Raw genomic sequence first — 13,950 nt, forward strand, 5'->3', positions numbered from 1 at the left:
ACCTTCCAGGTTCAGCGGCGTTTTGCCAGAAATGTCCATCATCGATGTGGGCAATTCATACAGCTACATTACGTTCGCTACCTCAACGGGTTAGCCTGAGCAACGGGTAATGTGCTAGCTAAAAAAACCGACCCGGCTGGCGTGATATGTTTTGGAGCGCAGCACTTTGACAAATCTTGTTCTAGATATTGCCCGAAGGGTTGCCCCGGCATTTATAAATGATCTGTTTTATCGATCAGTGTTTGGAGAGATACTCTCTTCTCCACAAGGCCTTGAGGGTCTAGCAAAATATCTTGAGTACTCCGCAATTGAAGCGGAAAAATTTGGTGCTTTATTTCTCAGTAGCGGACGAGATGGCATGGCGGCGTGGATAAAGCCGCAAAGCGCCGAAGCGCTAATTCCAGATGCTTTGGAAAAGCTAGCGTATATCGAGACTTGCTTCGGTACCGGGGCACTTAATCGCCGCTCCTCCATTGTAGCTTTCATGCATGAGAAAGCTGCTTCGCACGTGTCGCCCGAAGCGTGGTACCTGTCCATCATTGCAGTTTCGCCCGAAGCTCAGGGGCAAGGCGTTGGCCAACGTTTAATAATGCCCGCGATAGCCGAAGCCGACAGTGTCCATGTTCCCATTTACCTTGAGACCTTTGAGCCAAAAAACTGGAGCTTCTATAATCGACTTGGGTTTAGGGTAAAATTTACGGCCTATGAACCCACTGTTGGGGCCGAATATGCATTGATGATTAGACCTTAGAGATATCGCGCCGCCCAAATATCGAGGTGCATGGTCAATCTAGCGATAGGTCCGACATCTGCTTTCAGGAAGCGGCGTTATTGCTTCGACCGGCTGGGATGGGGCCGAAGCCAACGAGCAGATTGGGGCGATACAGCCGCAAATAACACCCGCGCTATTCCGCTTCGGGCGCATCACCCTCCCCGGGTGCTGGTCTGTAGAAACGTTATCAATGCACGCAGGGCCGGCGGCGTCTGATGGCGGCTCGGATGATAAAGGTAGAAGCCGGGAAATGGCTTGCACCACTCTTCTAGCACCCGCACCAGTTGGCCCGTCGCTACGTGCGATTCAACTGCAGCTTCTGGCAGGCAGGCGAGGCCGAGCCCTGCGATCGCTGCATCACGGATGAGCCCGGTGTCGTTCACGGCAATCGGCCCCGAGACTTCGACCTCGAACGGACCGGCTTCTCCGTCGAACGGCCAGCGGCTGAGGTGATTGGTGACCGGCCATTTGTAGTTGATACACGCGTGAGCGGACAGCTCGTAAGGTGTTTCAGGTGGTGCATGCCTAGCGAAATACGCGGGCGAACCAACCACCGCGATGCGATAGGGATCCGTCAGGCGCACGGCGACCATATCCTGTGCAAGGCGCTCGCCGATCCGGATACCCGCGTCGAACACTTCTGAAACGATATCCGTCAGCCCGTCGTCGATCACCAGGTCGAGCCACACGCGAGGATATTCCTCGGTGAAATGCAACAGGCGTGGCATTAAAATCAGTTCTGCCGCGATTCTGGGAAGGTTCAGGCGAACCGTTCCCGCGGCTTCGGCCTGCATGGACACAGCGTCGTCCACAGCTCCTTCCAAACCTGCGACGGCCGGCAGCAATCTGCCGTAGAGCACCGTACCCGTCTCGGTAGGGCCCACGCTGCGTGTAGTCCGATTAAGCAACCGCACGCCCAAACGGGTTTCGAGCCGCCGCACCGTGCGGCTGAGGGCGGACGGTGTAACGCCCAGCCGAAGCGCTGCAGTTCGGAAGCTGCGTGTCTCGTAAACCGCCATGAACGCGGTCAACTCGGCATAGTGGCCACCGTCCATCATTGGTTCCCTCAGATCAATAGATCATGCCATTCTATGCACTTTGTCGCGCGCAATCGAGTGCATACCTTTGGTGCCAAAGACAGGAGACCATGAATGAGCGACAACATTACCAATCAGGCTGCCTGGCAGGGCGGTCCGGGACAAGAGCTGCAACTCGGTAGCAGTGACGCGCCGCTTCCTGCCGCCAACGAAGTCCTGATCCGCAACGCAGCGATTGCCATCAATCCGCTCGACTGGCTGCTACAGGACTATGCCCTCCTTCCTTGGCTCAGCTACCCCGCCATTCTCGGCAGTGACGTTGCAGGCACGATTGTCGCGGTTGGCAGCAGCGTCGAGCGGCTCAAGGTCGGCGACCGGGTCCTGGGGCAGGCGGTCGGCACGACTGTCAACGAGAAGGCGCAGGGCGCTTTCCAGAACTATACGATCGTGCTTGAGCACATGGCGGCACCAATTCCGGACCGGATGGAGTTCAGCGATGCAGCTGTCCTCCCGCTCGGGCTCGGCACCGCTGCCGGCGGCCTCTACGGCGAAAAGATGCTCGCACTCGCATCGCCATCGCATTCGCCTGTCGCCAAGGACGAGGTCGTCCTCGTCTGGGGTGGATCGTCCAGTGTGGGTGCCAATGCCATCCAGCTCGCGGTGGCGTCGGGCTACACGGTGATCACCACTGCATCCGCCCGCAACGCCGAGATGTTGAAGTCGCTCGGTGCGATTGCGGTGTTCGATCATGCCAGCGCAAGCATCGTGCAGGACGTGATCGAAGCGATGCAAGGCAGACGCCTCGCAGGTACGCTTCACGCGACGGGTGACATTGCAGCCAGCTTCGCCGTCGTCAGCCAATCTGAGGGTGTGCGCCTGGTGGCGACTACTCTGCCGCCATCCGCTGATCTGCCGCAGGGCGTCGAAGCCCGGCACATCGCCGGGACGAGCCTGAAGGACGACGCGGTCGGCCCGATGATCTATCGCGACTTTCTCCCGCAGGCGCTCGAAGCCGGCAGCTTCGTCCCCGCCCCGCCGGCGAAGGTCGTGGGCCATGGACTGGAGGCTTTGCAGGGTGCCCTGCACGTCCTCAAGGCAGGTGTATCGGCTGCCAAGGTCGTCGTCACAGTAAGTTAGTCGGCAAATGCCGGGAATTTCCCAGCGTCAGGCAATTCTGACGGTGCCATCGCGCTGAGGCCAGCGCGATGGCACTTCGATTGGTGGCCTGGAACTGCATCTATTGCCGAATTTCTTCGTGAGGAGATGTGACGAACACTTTTCATTTCCCGATAAGTCCAAGCTGCGCCACCAGCGCTGGCCAGGTCCTGCGAATGTCGAGGCGATAGGCGTCATCCTCGCTTGACTGCGGCAGCCGCAGATCGGCAAACCATGTGGACTGCTGCGGGCTGAGTATGTCCGAGAGCGGCTGCTTGTAAGGCACGGCCAGGTTAATCCGCGTACGTTGCGCCGGGGTCAAAGGCAGATGGCGGACCGCACTCTTGCGGAGGTAGAATTGCGGTTCACGGTCAACCTCGAACCCGCTGCTCTTGATTGGGCTAAACCCCTCCACCTGAGCAAAGGCATCCAGATCGCCTCGGCAGACCTCCCGCGGATCGAAATGGACCCGTACCACTTCCTCGCCATCGACCCATCCGGCATCGGTCGTGATGACCGCCGGATGAGCGGCAAGGCTTGTTTCGCCCGACCAGAAGCACGGAGTGGTGTAGGTGACGCTTTCGCTGAGGCCATTTTCGACCAGCAGGTCGCGCCCCAGCAGACGGAAATATTGGGGCACGTCTTCGCCCAGCATTTCTAGCACGGCGATGATCTTTGTGTGCAATCCCAATGCGTCATAGCGATCATTTAGCTTGGGCAGGAGCTCGGCTCCATCACGCCCGAGAAACCGCACTACCGGGTTGTTCCACGATGGCTCGTCGTAGCGGCGCAGGATTTCGGCATCCGAGCCAGGATGATTGTTGAATATCGCCACCGGCACGAACCGATCGGCGATCATCTCCACCATCAGCGGATGCGTCAGGACATCCTGCCCGAACCGCACGCATGTCGAACACCCGGGCACTTCCTGAAACAACAGCAGGACGGGTTTGCCCTGCTCGGCGGCGGATGCCAGGGCCAGATCGTGATCGCGCAGCCACGCAACGTCGCCGAGCTCACGATGCTCGCGGAACGAAATTCCATTTTTTTGCATGTCGCTAATATGGTGAGGCCAGCTCGCAACAACAAGGATGGTGGCCAGGCGCAGCTCGTGATCGATGGAAGGACATCTGTGTGTTGATGTCGTAGGTCTCGCAGTGGACGCAAGTTTGCTGCGTTATGCGGAGGGTCCTCTCCTCGTTGCCATGGAAACCATTCCCGCAATCTATTGGCCCTCGGCGACATCCAAGGCCATCTTCCAGGTCACAGGCGATGTCGCCTTTCCACGGAGATGCCAGATGGCGAAAGCGAAAGTCGAGATCTATACCAAATCCTGGTGCCCCCACTGCCGGGCAGCGAAGGCCCTGTTGCGGCAGCGCGGCGTCACCGACTGGATCGAAGTGGATATCGAAGTGCAGACTTCGAAGCGCGCCGAAATGATCCAACGCTCGGGCGGGCGCACCACCGTCCCGCAGATATTCATCGATGGTCGTCACATAGGAGGCTCGAGCGACCTCCACGCTCTGGACCATGCCGACGAGCTGGTGCCGCTTCTTGCCGGCGCCGGAAATGCTCAGGCCGCTGACCTGGTGACGGAACAACACAGCGCGTCGATCCAAGTTGGATCCCAACCATCCGCCAACAACTGAAAGGCGAAACACCGATGACCGGTAAAGTTTCCGACGCGACCTTCATGCAGGAGGTTCTCAACTCCCAGGAACCCGTCCTCGTGGATTTCTGGGCCGAATGGTGCGGTCCGTGCCGCGCGATCGCCCCGTTGCTAGACGAACTGAGCACGGAGCTTTCTGGCAAGGTCAAAATCGTCAAGCTGAACGTCGACGAGAACCCTTTGATACCAGCGCAGTACGGCATCCGATCGATCCCGACCATGATCCTTTTCAAGGGCGGCGAAGCGATTGACGGGAAGGTCGGGGCCGGCGCTTCGAAGTCCGCGATGACGGGTTGGCTGGAGAGCCGCATCGCCTAACATCTGAGCGTTAACAGCGAGGAGCCGCCGGAGCGATCCGGCGGTTTAGGTTCCGAAGCGGGGCTTCCAGTTTCTCGGCAGGGTCGAGGCGACTGCTTCCAGTTCTCCAACTGAGTTGCTGTGAGGCAGTAGCTGCGAGACGCCGACTGTCATCATCGCGCCACCGGCGCGACTTCCACGAGTTGCTTGCTGTTCACGAAGATGGTCGCCATGGCGCTGATGTCATCGGCGTTCTGTTTCAAAACCATCCCGACCTCACGGTCCAAAAGCACATCCAACAGCGTCGTCGGCCAGGTTCCAAGCCGTCTCCATGGACGAGCCGGTGCCCGCTATCCAAGCCCGCTGCCTATTCGCATCGAGCACCGGTTCGAAGAGGTCCTGTTCCGAACCGCTTCAAAGATGCGCACGGTTTCTCCGGAGCTCTGATGGAGAGCCGCCTAGCAAAGCATAACCCGGACATGGCAACACTGGCGATCGAGGATCTCCTTGATGATGGGATGATTGGCGCGACACTTGGCGACGCCCGTAGCTATTGAATCGATGAGCGGAAGCTATTGGGAATTAGGCTCCTGAAAGCCCATTTCTATTCGTGAGGCGGCTCCGGCCTCGGGCTCCTGCGCTTCTCCCAGTCTCCCTGCGCAGGAGTCCTTCACCGGTGCGAGCCTGCCGACAGTAAGCGCTGACGGCGCAACAGGAAGAGAGACACACGATGTCATACAAGCGAAGCGAGGAAGCGATCGGGCGGCTGACGCCGGAACAGCGTCGCGTCACCCAGAACAACGGGACCGAGCGTGCGTTCACGGGCGAGTACCACTCCCACAAGGAGCCCGGCATCTACGTGGACGTGGTCTCCGGCGAACCCCTCTTCGCCTCCACTGACAAGTTCGAATCCGGCACCGGCTGGCCCAGCTTCACCAGGCCGATCGACGAGAAGAACGTCGTCGAGGTGCGGGACGCCACACTCGGCATGGTCCGGATTGAGGTCCGCTCGAACCATGGCGACAGTCACTTGGGCCACGTCTTCCCCGACGGGCCGCGCACACGCGGCGGCCTTCGCTACTGCATCAACTCCGCATCCCTGCGCTTCGTCCATCGCGACGACATGGAGGCGCAGGGGTACGGCGAATACGTCGAACATGTAGGAGATAAGCAGAATGCTTGAACGAGCCATCCTCGCGGGAGGTTGTTTCTGGGGAATCCAGGAGCTGATCCGGAAGCAGCCCGGGGTCACCGACACCAGGGTCGGCTACGCCGGCGGCGACGTGCTCTATGCGACCTATCGGAAGCATGGAACGCACGCTGAAGCGATCGAGATCATCTTCGATCCCAAGGTCACCAGTTATCGCAACATCCTGGAATTCTTCTTCCAGATCCACGACCCGACCACGATCAATAGGCAGGGTAACGACATCGGCACATCCTACCGATCCGCCATTTTCTACACGGACGAGGAGCAGCGACGGGTCGCCAGTGACACCATCGCCGATATCGACGCCTCGGGTCTGTGGCCCTCAAAGGTCGTGACCAAGGTCGTGCCGGCCAGCGCGTTCTGGGAGGCCGAGAAGGAGCACCAGGATTACCTGCAGCGCCGACCGCATGGGTACAACTGCCATTTCGCCCGTCCGAGCTGGGTCCTGCCCAAGCGCGACATGGCTAAGAGTGCCTGACTAGCCGCTGGCTCGCCTCGATCGCGGGCCGGCTCCAACACCGTCACGCGAGACACTTAAAAATGCCCCCGTAAACACGGACTCGAGGCGCGGTGCCAAGCCAAGTTGCGCCGTTCACCAGCTTGATGTCTATGCTTCGCGCACATATAACCTATGCATGGATGGACCTCGAAGCCGAAACATCTTTGGGGCGTTCGCGCTGATGATCAGCGACGACATCCAGCGCGCCGTGTCGTCGCGAGCGCCGGAAGCCGGGCCTACGGCTTCGGCGCTGGCGGTGTTGGCTCATCGACCTGGCCTGACGGTCCGGATGCTCGCCGCCGGAGTCGGGCTTTCCCACGCCGGTGCCGTTCGCCTGGTCGATCGGCTTGCCTCGCAAGGCCTCATCGAGCGACGAGGGGATTCCAGCGACGGGCGTGCCAAGGCCATCTACCTCACGGCGTCCGGCACCGCACTCAGCGACGCGGTCTTGGAATCGAGGGACGGAGCGATCGCTGAAGGACTGCTGGTCCTGAGCGAGGAGGAGGTCGACTTCCTCGCGAATATCTCCGAACGCGTGCTGAGAGCGCGTCTGCATGATTTGGAGCATTCGATCTGGGTCTGCCGGTTGTGTCGGTATGATGCGTGCAGCGATTGCCCCATCGATGCGGAATTGCGTCAGCGCGCGCTCGACGAGAAATAGACGCAGATCGCCACAAATTGGGGAGTCGAGCCAGTGGCCACGACTTCCCGCTGCCTACGCTGGAAGGTTCCGCATAGACAACTTCGCTTCTTCGGGGCCGACCCGCAGGGTTGGCGGTTCCGGCATTTGGAATCGGGATAACATCGCCGACCCGCGTGTTCGCGGATCAGGCACTGCACACCCCAAGGTCAGGCGCCGGCCGGAGCATCGCCCGATATGCCTAGGCCTCTTTGATCTGATCGAGATATTCGCCGTAGCCTGCTGCCTCCATCTGGTCTTGCGGGATGAAACGGAGAGACGCGGAATTGATGCAGTACCGGAGGCCGCCCTCATCTGACGGACCGTCGGGGAAGACATGGCCCAAGTGGCTGTCGCCGTGGATGGATCTCACTTCCGTCCGGACCATGCCGTGGGCATCGTCCCTCAGCTCATTGACGTTCTCCGCGACGATCGGCTTGGTGAAGCTCGGCCAACCGGTGCCGGAATCGAACTTGTCGCTCGATCCAAAAAGGGGTTCGCCGGACACCACGTCAACATATATCCCGGCTTCGTCGTTGTCGTTGTACTCGCCGGTGAACGGGTGCTCGGTGGCTGATTCCTGGGTCACGCGCCACTGTTCGGGCGTCAGTCGATTCAAGGCTTCCTGCGTCTTCATGTACTTCATGGGATTCTCCTATGCCTGGACAATGCATCAAAGCTCCGCATCGGCGGGCTGCTCACAGGAGTTATCGCAGCGGCTTCGGGCCATTTCCAATTCGCGGAAGGCATGGTTTCCATTAGTCACGAGCGCCAGGGCAGCAGGTCAGTGCCAGTCGTGCCTCGATGCCAGTTGCGCGATCTTCCGGATTTCCAGCGGGCTGGTGGACCCTGAGACCGTCGCAATCACCACTTCCCGCGCCAAGTCGAGCCCATCGATCGGCCGCGTCACCATGGCAGGCACCACCACCGACCGTTCGGGCAGGATGCATATCGCATGCCCGGCTGCGACCAGACCCTGAACCCAATCCTCCCTCTCAGCACGGAAGCGAGGTCGGGCGACCGCCTCCAGACTGGCGAAGTGATCTTTTATCTGCGTCCGGAACTCGCAGCCGAGGCGGTCGACGTAAGTGAATTTCGCTATGTCCTCGGTGCGCACGACCTGCACTGTTGAAAGCGGGTGATCGGCGGAGCACCCCAGAACGAAGCGCTCTCGGAAGAGCGGGTGCACATCCAGTTTCCGGTCGGGCATTGGTTTTCTCGGGACGATGCAAGCGTGGTATTTGCCCGACAGCAGTTCGGTCGTGCCCTCGCCGGTTCGAAGAACGTGGACCTTTATGCCCACGTCTGGAAACTGCTCCAGAACGCCAAGGAAGAATGACGTGAATGCTGTTGGACCTATCGAGGGAGCGATTGCGATGTCCAGGACACGCTGCTTGCCCTGCGTCCAGTTGCTGGAGTGCTGACGCACATTGCCCAGCGATGCCATCATGCTCCTGAACTCGGTCTCGATATCTAGCCCCAGTGCGGTCAGGCGGCTGTTCTTGCCATCCCGATAGATGAGGGGGCCGCCGAGTTCCTCCTCCAGCCGGCGGATGGAGCGGGTCAGGCTTGGCTGCGACACGCCGCTCAACTTCGCCGCCGCGGTGAAATTGAGCGTTTCTGCCAGATTTATGAAGTAGCCGACCTGGGTGAGTTCCATGGGTTCCGAGGTGTGTCAAAGACCCGCTTCACGCGAAGCTACACAATAAGTATGCGCCATGCATATAAATGCACTGCGATCCAATGTCTATATGCGCCGCGCATATAAATAGGGGGCGAGCTTTTTTTCTGCGCCTGCAGGTATCGAAACTATAGCGCCCGTCTATTGGGCAAAAGCTCGGGGCTAAAGCATACTGCTCGCTGAAAACCATCGCGAAGTCCCACAGGTGCCGGTGCCTTCTCCTACGCCGGGCGGTGCGCCTGTACCGCCTTCGTCTGGCCCAAGCGACCGATCTCCGAAATGCCGCGGACGTTTTCAAGCCACCGTCCGGCCGTCCTCTGCAAGACGGGCCGTTTTGGGAAACGCCGTGCATCCCGTGCCGCCACCGCTCAACCATGCCGTTCCAAGTCGGGGCGGATGCATAGGAGATCACGATGAGAATGTTGAAGGCAGTTCTGGCAGTCGGCCTCTTTGCCATCGCAACCCCGACACTCGCTCAATCCGCTCTCGATCGGATCGTTGAGGCTGGCGAACTCCGCATCGGTACGGAGGGCACATACGCGCCGTTCACGTTCCATGATTCATCCGGTGCGCTGGTGGGTTTCGACGTCGAGATCGGGCGGGCGATCGCCGATCATCTCGGGGTCGAAGCCCAGTTCGTTGAAGGGCCTTGGGACGGCCTGATCGCCGGCGTGGACGCCGGCCGTTACGACGTCGTCATCAACCAGGTCGGCATCACGGAAGAACGCCAGGCCAAATACGATTTCTCGGAACCGTACATCGCTTCCAAGGCCGTTCTGATCGTCCGGACGGACAACGACGCCATCGCCGGGTTCGATGATCTCGAGGGCCGGACGTCTGCCCAATCCCTCACCAGCAATTATGGGAAACTCGCCGAGGAGAATGGCGCCACCCTGGTGGGCACCGATGGCTTCGACCAGTCAATCGCGCTCGTGATCCAGAGGCGAGCCGACGCTACCATCAACGACAGCCTTTCCTTTTTCGATTTCAAGAAGCAGCAGCCCGAAGCCGAAGTGAGGGTGGTCGCGACGGAAGCCGACGCCGACTTCTCGGGGGTGCTTATGGCCAAGGACCAACCAGAGCTGGTGGTGGCGATCAACGAAGCGCTGGCTGCCATCAAGGCCGACGGCACCTACGACGACATCTCTCGGAAATACTTCGCCGAAGACGTATCGCAGTAGGGCTGGTCTCCGGCAGACGCGCCCGGCCCTCCTGCAAACGAAAGACGACGGATGACCTCCTGGATTTCGCTGATGGTGGATTCGCTGCCCTCCCTGTTTTGGGCGTGCCTCCAATTCACCGTCCCACTCACCCTCCTGTCCTTCTTCCTGGGTCTTGCAGTTGGGTTCCTGGCCGCCGTAGCAAGGCTATTCGGCCCACGGCCCTTGTCGATATTCGTTCGGTTCTACGTATGGCTGATCAGGGGAACGCCCCTGCTCGTGCAACTCTTCCTCATCTTCTACGGCTTGCCCAGCGTCGGCATCGTGTTGGACGCCTTCACCGCCGCACTGATCGGCTTCACGCTCAACGTCGGCGCCTATTCTTCCGAGATCGTGCGCGCGGTCCTGCTGGCCATTCCCAGGGGACAATGGGAGGCGGCCTACTCAATCGGCATGACGTGGCGCCAGGCCATGAGGCGCACAGTAGTTCCCCAGGCCATCCGCATCGCGGTGCCGCCTCTGTCCAACACCTTCATATCTCTGGTGAAGGACACGTCGCTGGCCGCGGCGATCACAGTGCCCGAACTCTTCCGGGCCGGTCAGCGCATCGTCGCGACCACTTATGAGCCGCTGATCATCTACATTGAGGTGGCGATCTTCTACCTTGCGGTAAGCTCCGTGCTGTCTGCTCTGCAGACGCGACTGGAGCATCGGCTTTCGCGCCACGACGGTCATGCGGAGGTTGCACGATGATCGCCGTCGAGGGAGTGCACAAGAGCTTCGGTACCAATCACGTCCTGAAGGGCATAGGCCTCCAAGTGCCCGAAGGCGGCGTAACCGCGCTGATTGGCCCTTCGGGGAGCGGAAAGAGCACTCTTCTGCGGTGCGTGAACCTACTTGAGGTCCCGGAGGCAGGTCGCATCAGGATAGGGGACTCGGACCTGCACTTCTCGACCACGACCAAGGTCTCGGCCCGTGCCATGCTCGGTCTGAGGCGGAAGACCGGCATGGTGTTCCAAAGCTTCCAGTTGTTCCCGCACCGAACGGCGGTGGAGAACGTCATGGAGGGGTTGGTCACCGTTCAGGGATGGACTTCGGACCGGGCACGGGACCGCGCCGTAGAGTTGCTGGACAAGGTGGGAATGTCGGCCAAGGCGGACGCTTGGCCCTCGACGCTATCTGGCGGGCAGCAGCAACGCGTCGCAATCGCACGAGCCCTGGCTCAATCTCCGGACGTTCTTCTTTGCGACGAGCCAACGTCGGCGCTCGATCCGCAGCTCGCGAGCGAAGTGGTCGACGTGCTGCTGCAACTCGCTCGCGACGGCACCACGATGGTGATGGCGACGCACGATCTGAGGCTAGCCGCGGCCATTGCAACCAATGTCGTATTCCTCGACAGCGGAGAGATCGCGGAAGCGGCACCGTCCGAGCAGTTCTTCTCCGATCCGCAAGACCCCCGTACTCGACGCTTCATCTATCGGTGATGGGTGAGCGGGAAGACCTCCCCTATGCAAGCTCACTGCAAAGTGGTCACTCTCGGTGGCGATCAAGTCTTCAATCCACCGGCCCCGCAGCCGAACGATGCAGGATCAAAGATGAAGTATTTTCTCGGTTGTGAACTGACCTACGACATTGCCGCAAACACGACCATGATCCTAAATGTTGAGGTTCAACGGGGGTCGTCGCAGACGATCATCAGCGAGCGGTTCGTTGCGCCACCCGGCGTCGAGCCCCAGGTTCACGAGGTTCCCGAAACTGGAAACCGGTACCAGCGTCTGCATCTTCTCCCAGGCACCTCGGTCATCCGCTATGAAGCGGAAGTCATCACGTCGCCTACAGTCCATGACCCCGCAAGCGTCGTTGACATTGCAGTCACCGATCTGCCTTTCGAGGTGTTGAACCATTTGTATCCGAGCCGCTATTGCCAGTCCGATCGGCTAGCCAGGTTCGCCTGGCGGGAATTTGGGTCAATAGAGGGGTCGTTTCAGAAGGTCACCGGTATCTGCAATTGGATATTCGACCACGTCGACTACATCGCCGGCACCAGTGACGGCAGCACATCGGCGCTTGAGACATTCGACTATCGTGCAGGCGTGTGCCGTGATTTCGCTCACCTCGGCATCACGCTGACGCGGGCCCTCGGGATCCCCGCCCGCTATGTGTCAGTCTATGCCTTCGGCCTTGTGCCACAAGACTTCCACGCGATCTTCGAAGCCTACGTAGGCGGACGGTGGTACCTCTTCGATGCCACACGCCTGATCCCGATTGACGGTGTCGTTCGCATAGCCATAGGGCGCGACGCTGCCGACACAGCATTCTCGACTTTCTATGGCCAGTTGGTGGACCAACCGAAAAAGGTCTGGATCGACAGACTCGATGGCGAAGCATTGGAAGCCGAATGGACGACCAGTGCGGTCAGCCTGGGGTAGGTACCTCGTGTGCATGGGCTAGTTTCTGGGCGGACGCCTAGTGACAACTCACCCGGTCACGACTATTCGTCGTCAGTGGCGAATTCACCATGGTACGGCACCCGGGCGAGTCGCGCATCGCGGACGACGCTCGGCACCAGCCATACATACGATTGCTCAGCCGTGTCGAACCCGAGCATCGTGGCGGTCCTGCCCGATCTGCGTTTGGGGAAGTCCGGATATCCGATGCGGAGCACGAAGCGTTCGGTGTCATCGTCGAACTCGATCTTGTAGATCTTGCGCAGGCCATTCCGGCTCGGAACGTCGCTGGCGCCAATCGCCGGTTCCGCCAAGCAAGCCTCGAGGCGTCGAGCGGATCCGCGTTTGTGAAGTTCGTCGAAAACATCGAACGCTTCGATCAACAGACCTCTCCTGTTGGTGCTGCGATCGGTGATGGCGAAGATGTGGGAGGCATCTCCGGCGTCAATGCCGCTGTCGAACCTCAGCGAGGCGTCGACCATGATGCTTTTGGGCGCCAGCGTCGAATTGAACGCCAGATCGACCAGTTGACCATCCTTGATCCGCTATTCGCGATCGTAGCCGTCGAGTACGAGGGCGGAAACGGACTCCACGAAATCATTCACTTGCAGCGCCATGAGAACCTCCTGAACTTGATTTCAAGAGGGTATGCCGCCGTCGATCGGAGGGGAAATGTCGGCCCGTTATTGTTTTCATTCCTCCTGGTGAGATGGTCGACCGGTACCGGGGCCGGTCGACCGAGGACGGTCAGCCAACAAGCTTGGCAGTGAATTCCACCAGGCGCTTGGCCTGATGGGCGACTGCTGCCCGACCGGTATCGTCAAACTCGCCCGCCTTCGCAGAGTAGCCGTAGGGATTGCCGCCAGCGGTGAACAGCAATGGATCGGTGTAGCCCGGCGCAACGATAATGGAGCCCCAATGCATAGCCGTCGTGTAGAGGCTGAGGAGGGTGCTTTCCTGGCCGCCATGCGGGTTCTGGGCACTGGTCGTAGCGGTGAAGGTCTTGTTGGCCAGCTTGCCCTCGCCCCACACGGGCCCCAGGGTGTCGATGAACACGCGCAGTTGGCTGGCGACAACGCCGAAGCGGGTCGGTGCCGAGATAAAATAGCCATTGGCCCATTCCATGTCCTGCGGCGTTGCAACAGCGATGTCCTGCATGCTCTCGAGGTTTTCCTTCCAGGCAGGCTGGCCGCTGATCACTGCTTCGGGCACCGTTTCGGCGATGCGCAGCAGACGCACATCGGCACCGGCCTGCCGGGCGGCGTCGGCGGCTGTCTGGGCCATCTGACGGTTGGTGCCGTAAGTTGAATAGAAGATTACTGCGATCTTTGGCTGAGCCATGAG

17 protein-coding genes and 1 pseudogene are annotated in these 13,950 nt (G+C 60.1%); 12 read left to right on the forward strand and 6 right to left on the reverse strand.

Translation table 11 applies throughout. The annotated features are described in order from the left end of the window. Positions 1-166 precede the first annotated feature (166 nt). Positions 167-751: a GNAT family N-acetyltransferase gene (locus IH615_RS11100; RefSeq protein ID WP_291361936.1), complete on the forward strand. Its 585-nt coding sequence runs from the start codon at positions 167-169 to the stop codon at positions 749-751. Between the two features lie 173 nt (positions 752-924). Here the strand turns inward: IH615_RS11100 and IH615_RS11105 are convergent, their stop codons facing one another. Next, positions 925-1,830, reverse strand: coding sequence for a LysR family transcriptional regulator (locus IH615_RS11105; RefSeq protein WP_291361937.1), 906 nt, complete (start codon positions 1,828-1,830; stop codon positions 925-927). 93 nt (positions 1,831-1,923) lie between these two features. On the opposite strand from IH615_RS11105, the gene IH615_RS11110 reads away from it, so the two are divergent. Then, positions 1,924-2,946 (forward strand): zinc-binding alcohol dehydrogenase family protein, encoded by a 1,023-nt coding sequence (locus IH615_RS11110; protein ID WP_291361938.1) that lies wholly within the window; start codon positions 1,924-1,926, stop codon positions 2,944-2,946. Positions 2,947-3,088: 142 nt separating this feature from the next. Here IH615_RS11110 and IH615_RS11115 read toward each other — a convergent pair whose 3' ends face one another. Beyond that, complete coding sequence (locus IH615_RS11115; RefSeq protein WP_291361939.1) at positions 3,089-4,018, reverse strand: VPGUxxT family thioredoxin-like (seleno)protein, type 2; 930 nt, start codon at positions 4,016-4,018, stop codon at positions 3,089-3,091. Positions 4,019-4,262: 244 nt separating this feature from the next. Between IH615_RS11115 and grxC the strand changes: the two are divergent. From grxC to IH615_RS11140, 5 genes and pseudogenes are all read left to right on the forward strand, one after another. After that, positions 4,263-4,523, forward strand: a pseudogene (gene grxC / locus IH615_RS11120) (glutaredoxin 3); the annotation flags it as partial. Between the two features lie 104 nt (positions 4,524-4,627). Next, on the forward strand, positions 4,628-4,951 hold the full coding sequence (gene trxA, locus IH615_RS11125) for a thioredoxin (RefSeq protein WP_291361940.1): 324 nt from the start codon (positions 4,628-4,630) through the stop codon (positions 4,949-4,951). A 709-nt stretch (positions 4,952-5,660) separates the two neighbouring features. Further along, on the forward strand, positions 5,661-6,113 hold the full coding sequence (msrB, locus tag IH615_RS11130; RefSeq protein ID WP_291361941.1) for a peptide-methionine (R)-S-oxide reductase MsrB: 453 nt from the start codon (positions 5,661-5,663) through the stop codon (positions 6,111-6,113). Further along, positions 6,106-6,618 carry a peptide-methionine (S)-S-oxide reductase MsrA gene (gene msrA / locus IH615_RS11135; RefSeq protein ID WP_291361942.1) on the forward strand — a complete coding sequence of 171 codons (513 nt, stop codon included), beginning with the start codon at positions 6,106-6,108 and terminating at the stop codon, positions 6,616-6,618. Before msrB (IH615_RS11130) ends, msrA begins: the two co-directional genes overlap by 8 nt. Before the next feature lie 202 nt (positions 6,619-6,820). Continuing rightward, positions 6,821-7,300, forward strand: a complete 480-nt coding sequence (locus tag IH615_RS11140) for a MarR family winged helix-turn-helix transcriptional regulator (RefSeq protein WP_291361943.1) — start codon at positions 6,821-6,823, stop codon at positions 7,298-7,300. 220 nt (positions 7,301-7,520) lie between these two features. On the opposite strand, the gene msrB (IH615_RS11145) is transcribed toward IH615_RS11140, so the two are convergent. Continuing rightward, on the reverse strand, positions 7,521-7,964 hold the full coding sequence (gene msrB / locus IH615_RS11145) for a peptide-methionine (R)-S-oxide reductase MsrB (protein ID WP_291361944.1): 444 nt from the start codon (positions 7,962-7,964) through the stop codon (positions 7,521-7,523). Positions 7,965-8,102: 138 nt separating this feature from the next. Then, on the reverse strand, positions 8,103-8,978 hold the full coding sequence (locus tag IH615_RS11150) for a LysR family transcriptional regulator (protein WP_291361945.1): 876 nt from the start codon (positions 8,976-8,978) through the stop codon (positions 8,103-8,105). A 434-nt stretch (positions 8,979-9,412) separates the two neighbouring features. On the opposite strand from IH615_RS11150, the gene IH615_RS11155 reads away from it, so the two are divergent. From IH615_RS11155 to IH615_RS11170, 4 genes are all read left to right on the forward strand, one after another. Next, positions 9,413-10,180, forward strand: coding sequence for an amino acid ABC transporter substrate-binding protein (locus IH615_RS11155; RefSeq protein ID WP_291361946.1), 768 nt, complete (start codon positions 9,413-9,415; stop codon positions 10,178-10,180). Between the two features lie 51 nt (positions 10,181-10,231). After that, the gene (locus IH615_RS11160) at positions 10,232-10,912 is read left to right on the forward strand and encodes an amino acid ABC transporter permease (RefSeq protein WP_291361947.1); all 681 of its coding nucleotides are present in this window, start codon (positions 10,232-10,234) and stop codon (positions 10,910-10,912) included. Continuing rightward, positions 10,909-11,643, forward strand: a complete 735-nt coding sequence (locus tag IH615_RS11165; RefSeq protein WP_291361948.1) for an amino acid ABC transporter ATP-binding protein — start codon at positions 10,909-10,911, stop codon at positions 11,641-11,643. The genes IH615_RS11160 and IH615_RS11165 overlap by 4 nt, the downstream gene beginning before the upstream one ends. Positions 11,644-11,754: 111 nt before the next feature. Further along, positions 11,755-12,588, forward strand: coding sequence for a transglutaminase family protein (locus IH615_RS11170; RefSeq protein WP_291361949.1), 834 nt, complete (start codon positions 11,755-11,757; stop codon positions 12,586-12,588). Between the two features lie 62 nt (positions 12,589-12,650). Here IH615_RS11170 and IH615_RS11175 read toward each other — a convergent pair whose 3' ends face one another. Further along, on the reverse strand, positions 12,651-12,989 hold the full coding sequence (locus tag IH615_RS11175; RefSeq protein ID WP_291361950.1) for a hypothetical protein: 339 nt from the start codon (positions 12,987-12,989) through the stop codon (positions 12,651-12,653). On the opposite strand from IH615_RS11175, the gene IH615_RS11180 reads away from it, so the two are divergent. After that, complete coding sequence (locus IH615_RS11180; protein WP_291361951.1) at positions 12,954-13,376, forward strand: hypothetical protein; 423 nt, start codon at positions 12,954-12,956, stop codon at positions 13,374-13,376. The two genes, IH615_RS11175 and IH615_RS11180, sit on opposite strands and share 36 nt — an antisense overlap. On the opposite strand, the gene IH615_RS11185 is transcribed toward IH615_RS11180, so the two are convergent. Continuing rightward, the gene (locus tag IH615_RS11185; RefSeq protein ID WP_291361952.1) at positions 13,354-13,947 is read right to left on the reverse strand and encodes an NAD(P)H-dependent oxidoreductase; all 594 of its coding nucleotides are present in this window, start codon (positions 13,945-13,947) and stop codon (positions 13,354-13,356) included. The two genes, IH615_RS11180 and IH615_RS11185, sit on opposite strands and share 23 nt — an antisense overlap. Positions 13,948-13,950 lie beyond the last annotated feature (3 nt).

Origin of the sequence: Devosia sp. (assembly GCF_014860165.1) — a bacterium.
In the GTDB taxonomy this organism is placed as follows: domain Bacteria; phylum Pseudomonadota; class Alphaproteobacteria; order Rhizobiales; family Devosiaceae; genus Devosia.

What these genes read in the sequence shown, in the direction of transcription:
- IH615_RS11150 (WP_291361945.1), bottom strand. Translation starts at nt 8,978, where the DNA reads ATGGAACTCACCCAGGTCGGCTACTTCATAAATCTGGCAGAAACGCTC.
- IH615_RS11155 (WP_291361946.1), top strand. Translation starts at nt 9,413, where the DNA reads ATGAGAATGTTGAAGGCAGTTCTGGCAGTCGGCCTCTTTGCCATCGCA.
- IH615_RS11105 (WP_291361937.1), bottom strand. Translation starts at nt 1,830, where the DNA reads ATGATGGACGGTGGCCACTATGCCGAGTTGACCGCGTTCATGGCGGTT.
- IH615_RS11110 (WP_291361938.1), top strand. Translation starts at nt 1,924, where the DNA reads ATGAGCGACAACATTACCAATCAGGCTGCCTGGCAGGGCGGTCCGGGA.
- IH615_RS11140 (WP_291361943.1), top strand. Translation starts at nt 6,821, where the DNA reads ATGATCAGCGACGACATCCAGCGCGCCGTGTCGTCGCGAGCGCCGGAA.
- IH615_RS11170 (WP_291361949.1), top strand. Translation starts at nt 11,755, where the DNA reads ATGAAGTATTTTCTCGGTTGTGAACTGACCTACGACATTGCCGCAAAC.
- trxA (WP_291361940.1), top strand. Translation starts at nt 4,628, where the DNA reads ATGACCGGTAAAGTTTCCGACGCGACCTTCATGCAGGAGGTTCTCAAC.
- msrB (WP_291361944.1), bottom strand. Translation starts at nt 7,964, where the DNA reads ATGAAGTACATGAAGACGCAGGAAGCCTTGAATCGACTGACGCCCGAA.
- msrB (WP_291361941.1), top strand. Translation starts at nt 5,661, where the DNA reads ATGTCATACAAGCGAAGCGAGGAAGCGATCGGGCGGCTGACGCCGGAA.
- IH615_RS11185 (WP_291361952.1), bottom strand. Translation starts at nt 13,947, where the DNA reads ATGGCTCAGCCAAAGATCGCAGTAATCTTCTATTCAACTTACGGCACC.
- IH615_RS11160 (WP_291361947.1), top strand. Translation starts at nt 10,232, where the DNA reads ATGACCTCCTGGATTTCGCTGATGGTGGATTCGCTGCCCTCCCTGTTT.
- IH615_RS11165 (WP_291361948.1), top strand. Translation starts at nt 10,909, where the DNA reads ATGATCGCCGTCGAGGGAGTGCACAAGAGCTTCGGTACCAATCACGTC.
- IH615_RS11115 (WP_291361939.1), bottom strand. Translation starts at nt 4,018, where the DNA reads ATGCAAAAAAATGGAATTTCGTTCCGCGAGCATCGTGAGCTCGGCGAC.
- msrA (WP_291361942.1), top strand. Translation starts at nt 6,106, where the DNA reads ATGCTTGAACGAGCCATCCTCGCGGGAGGTTGTTTCTGGGGAATCCAG.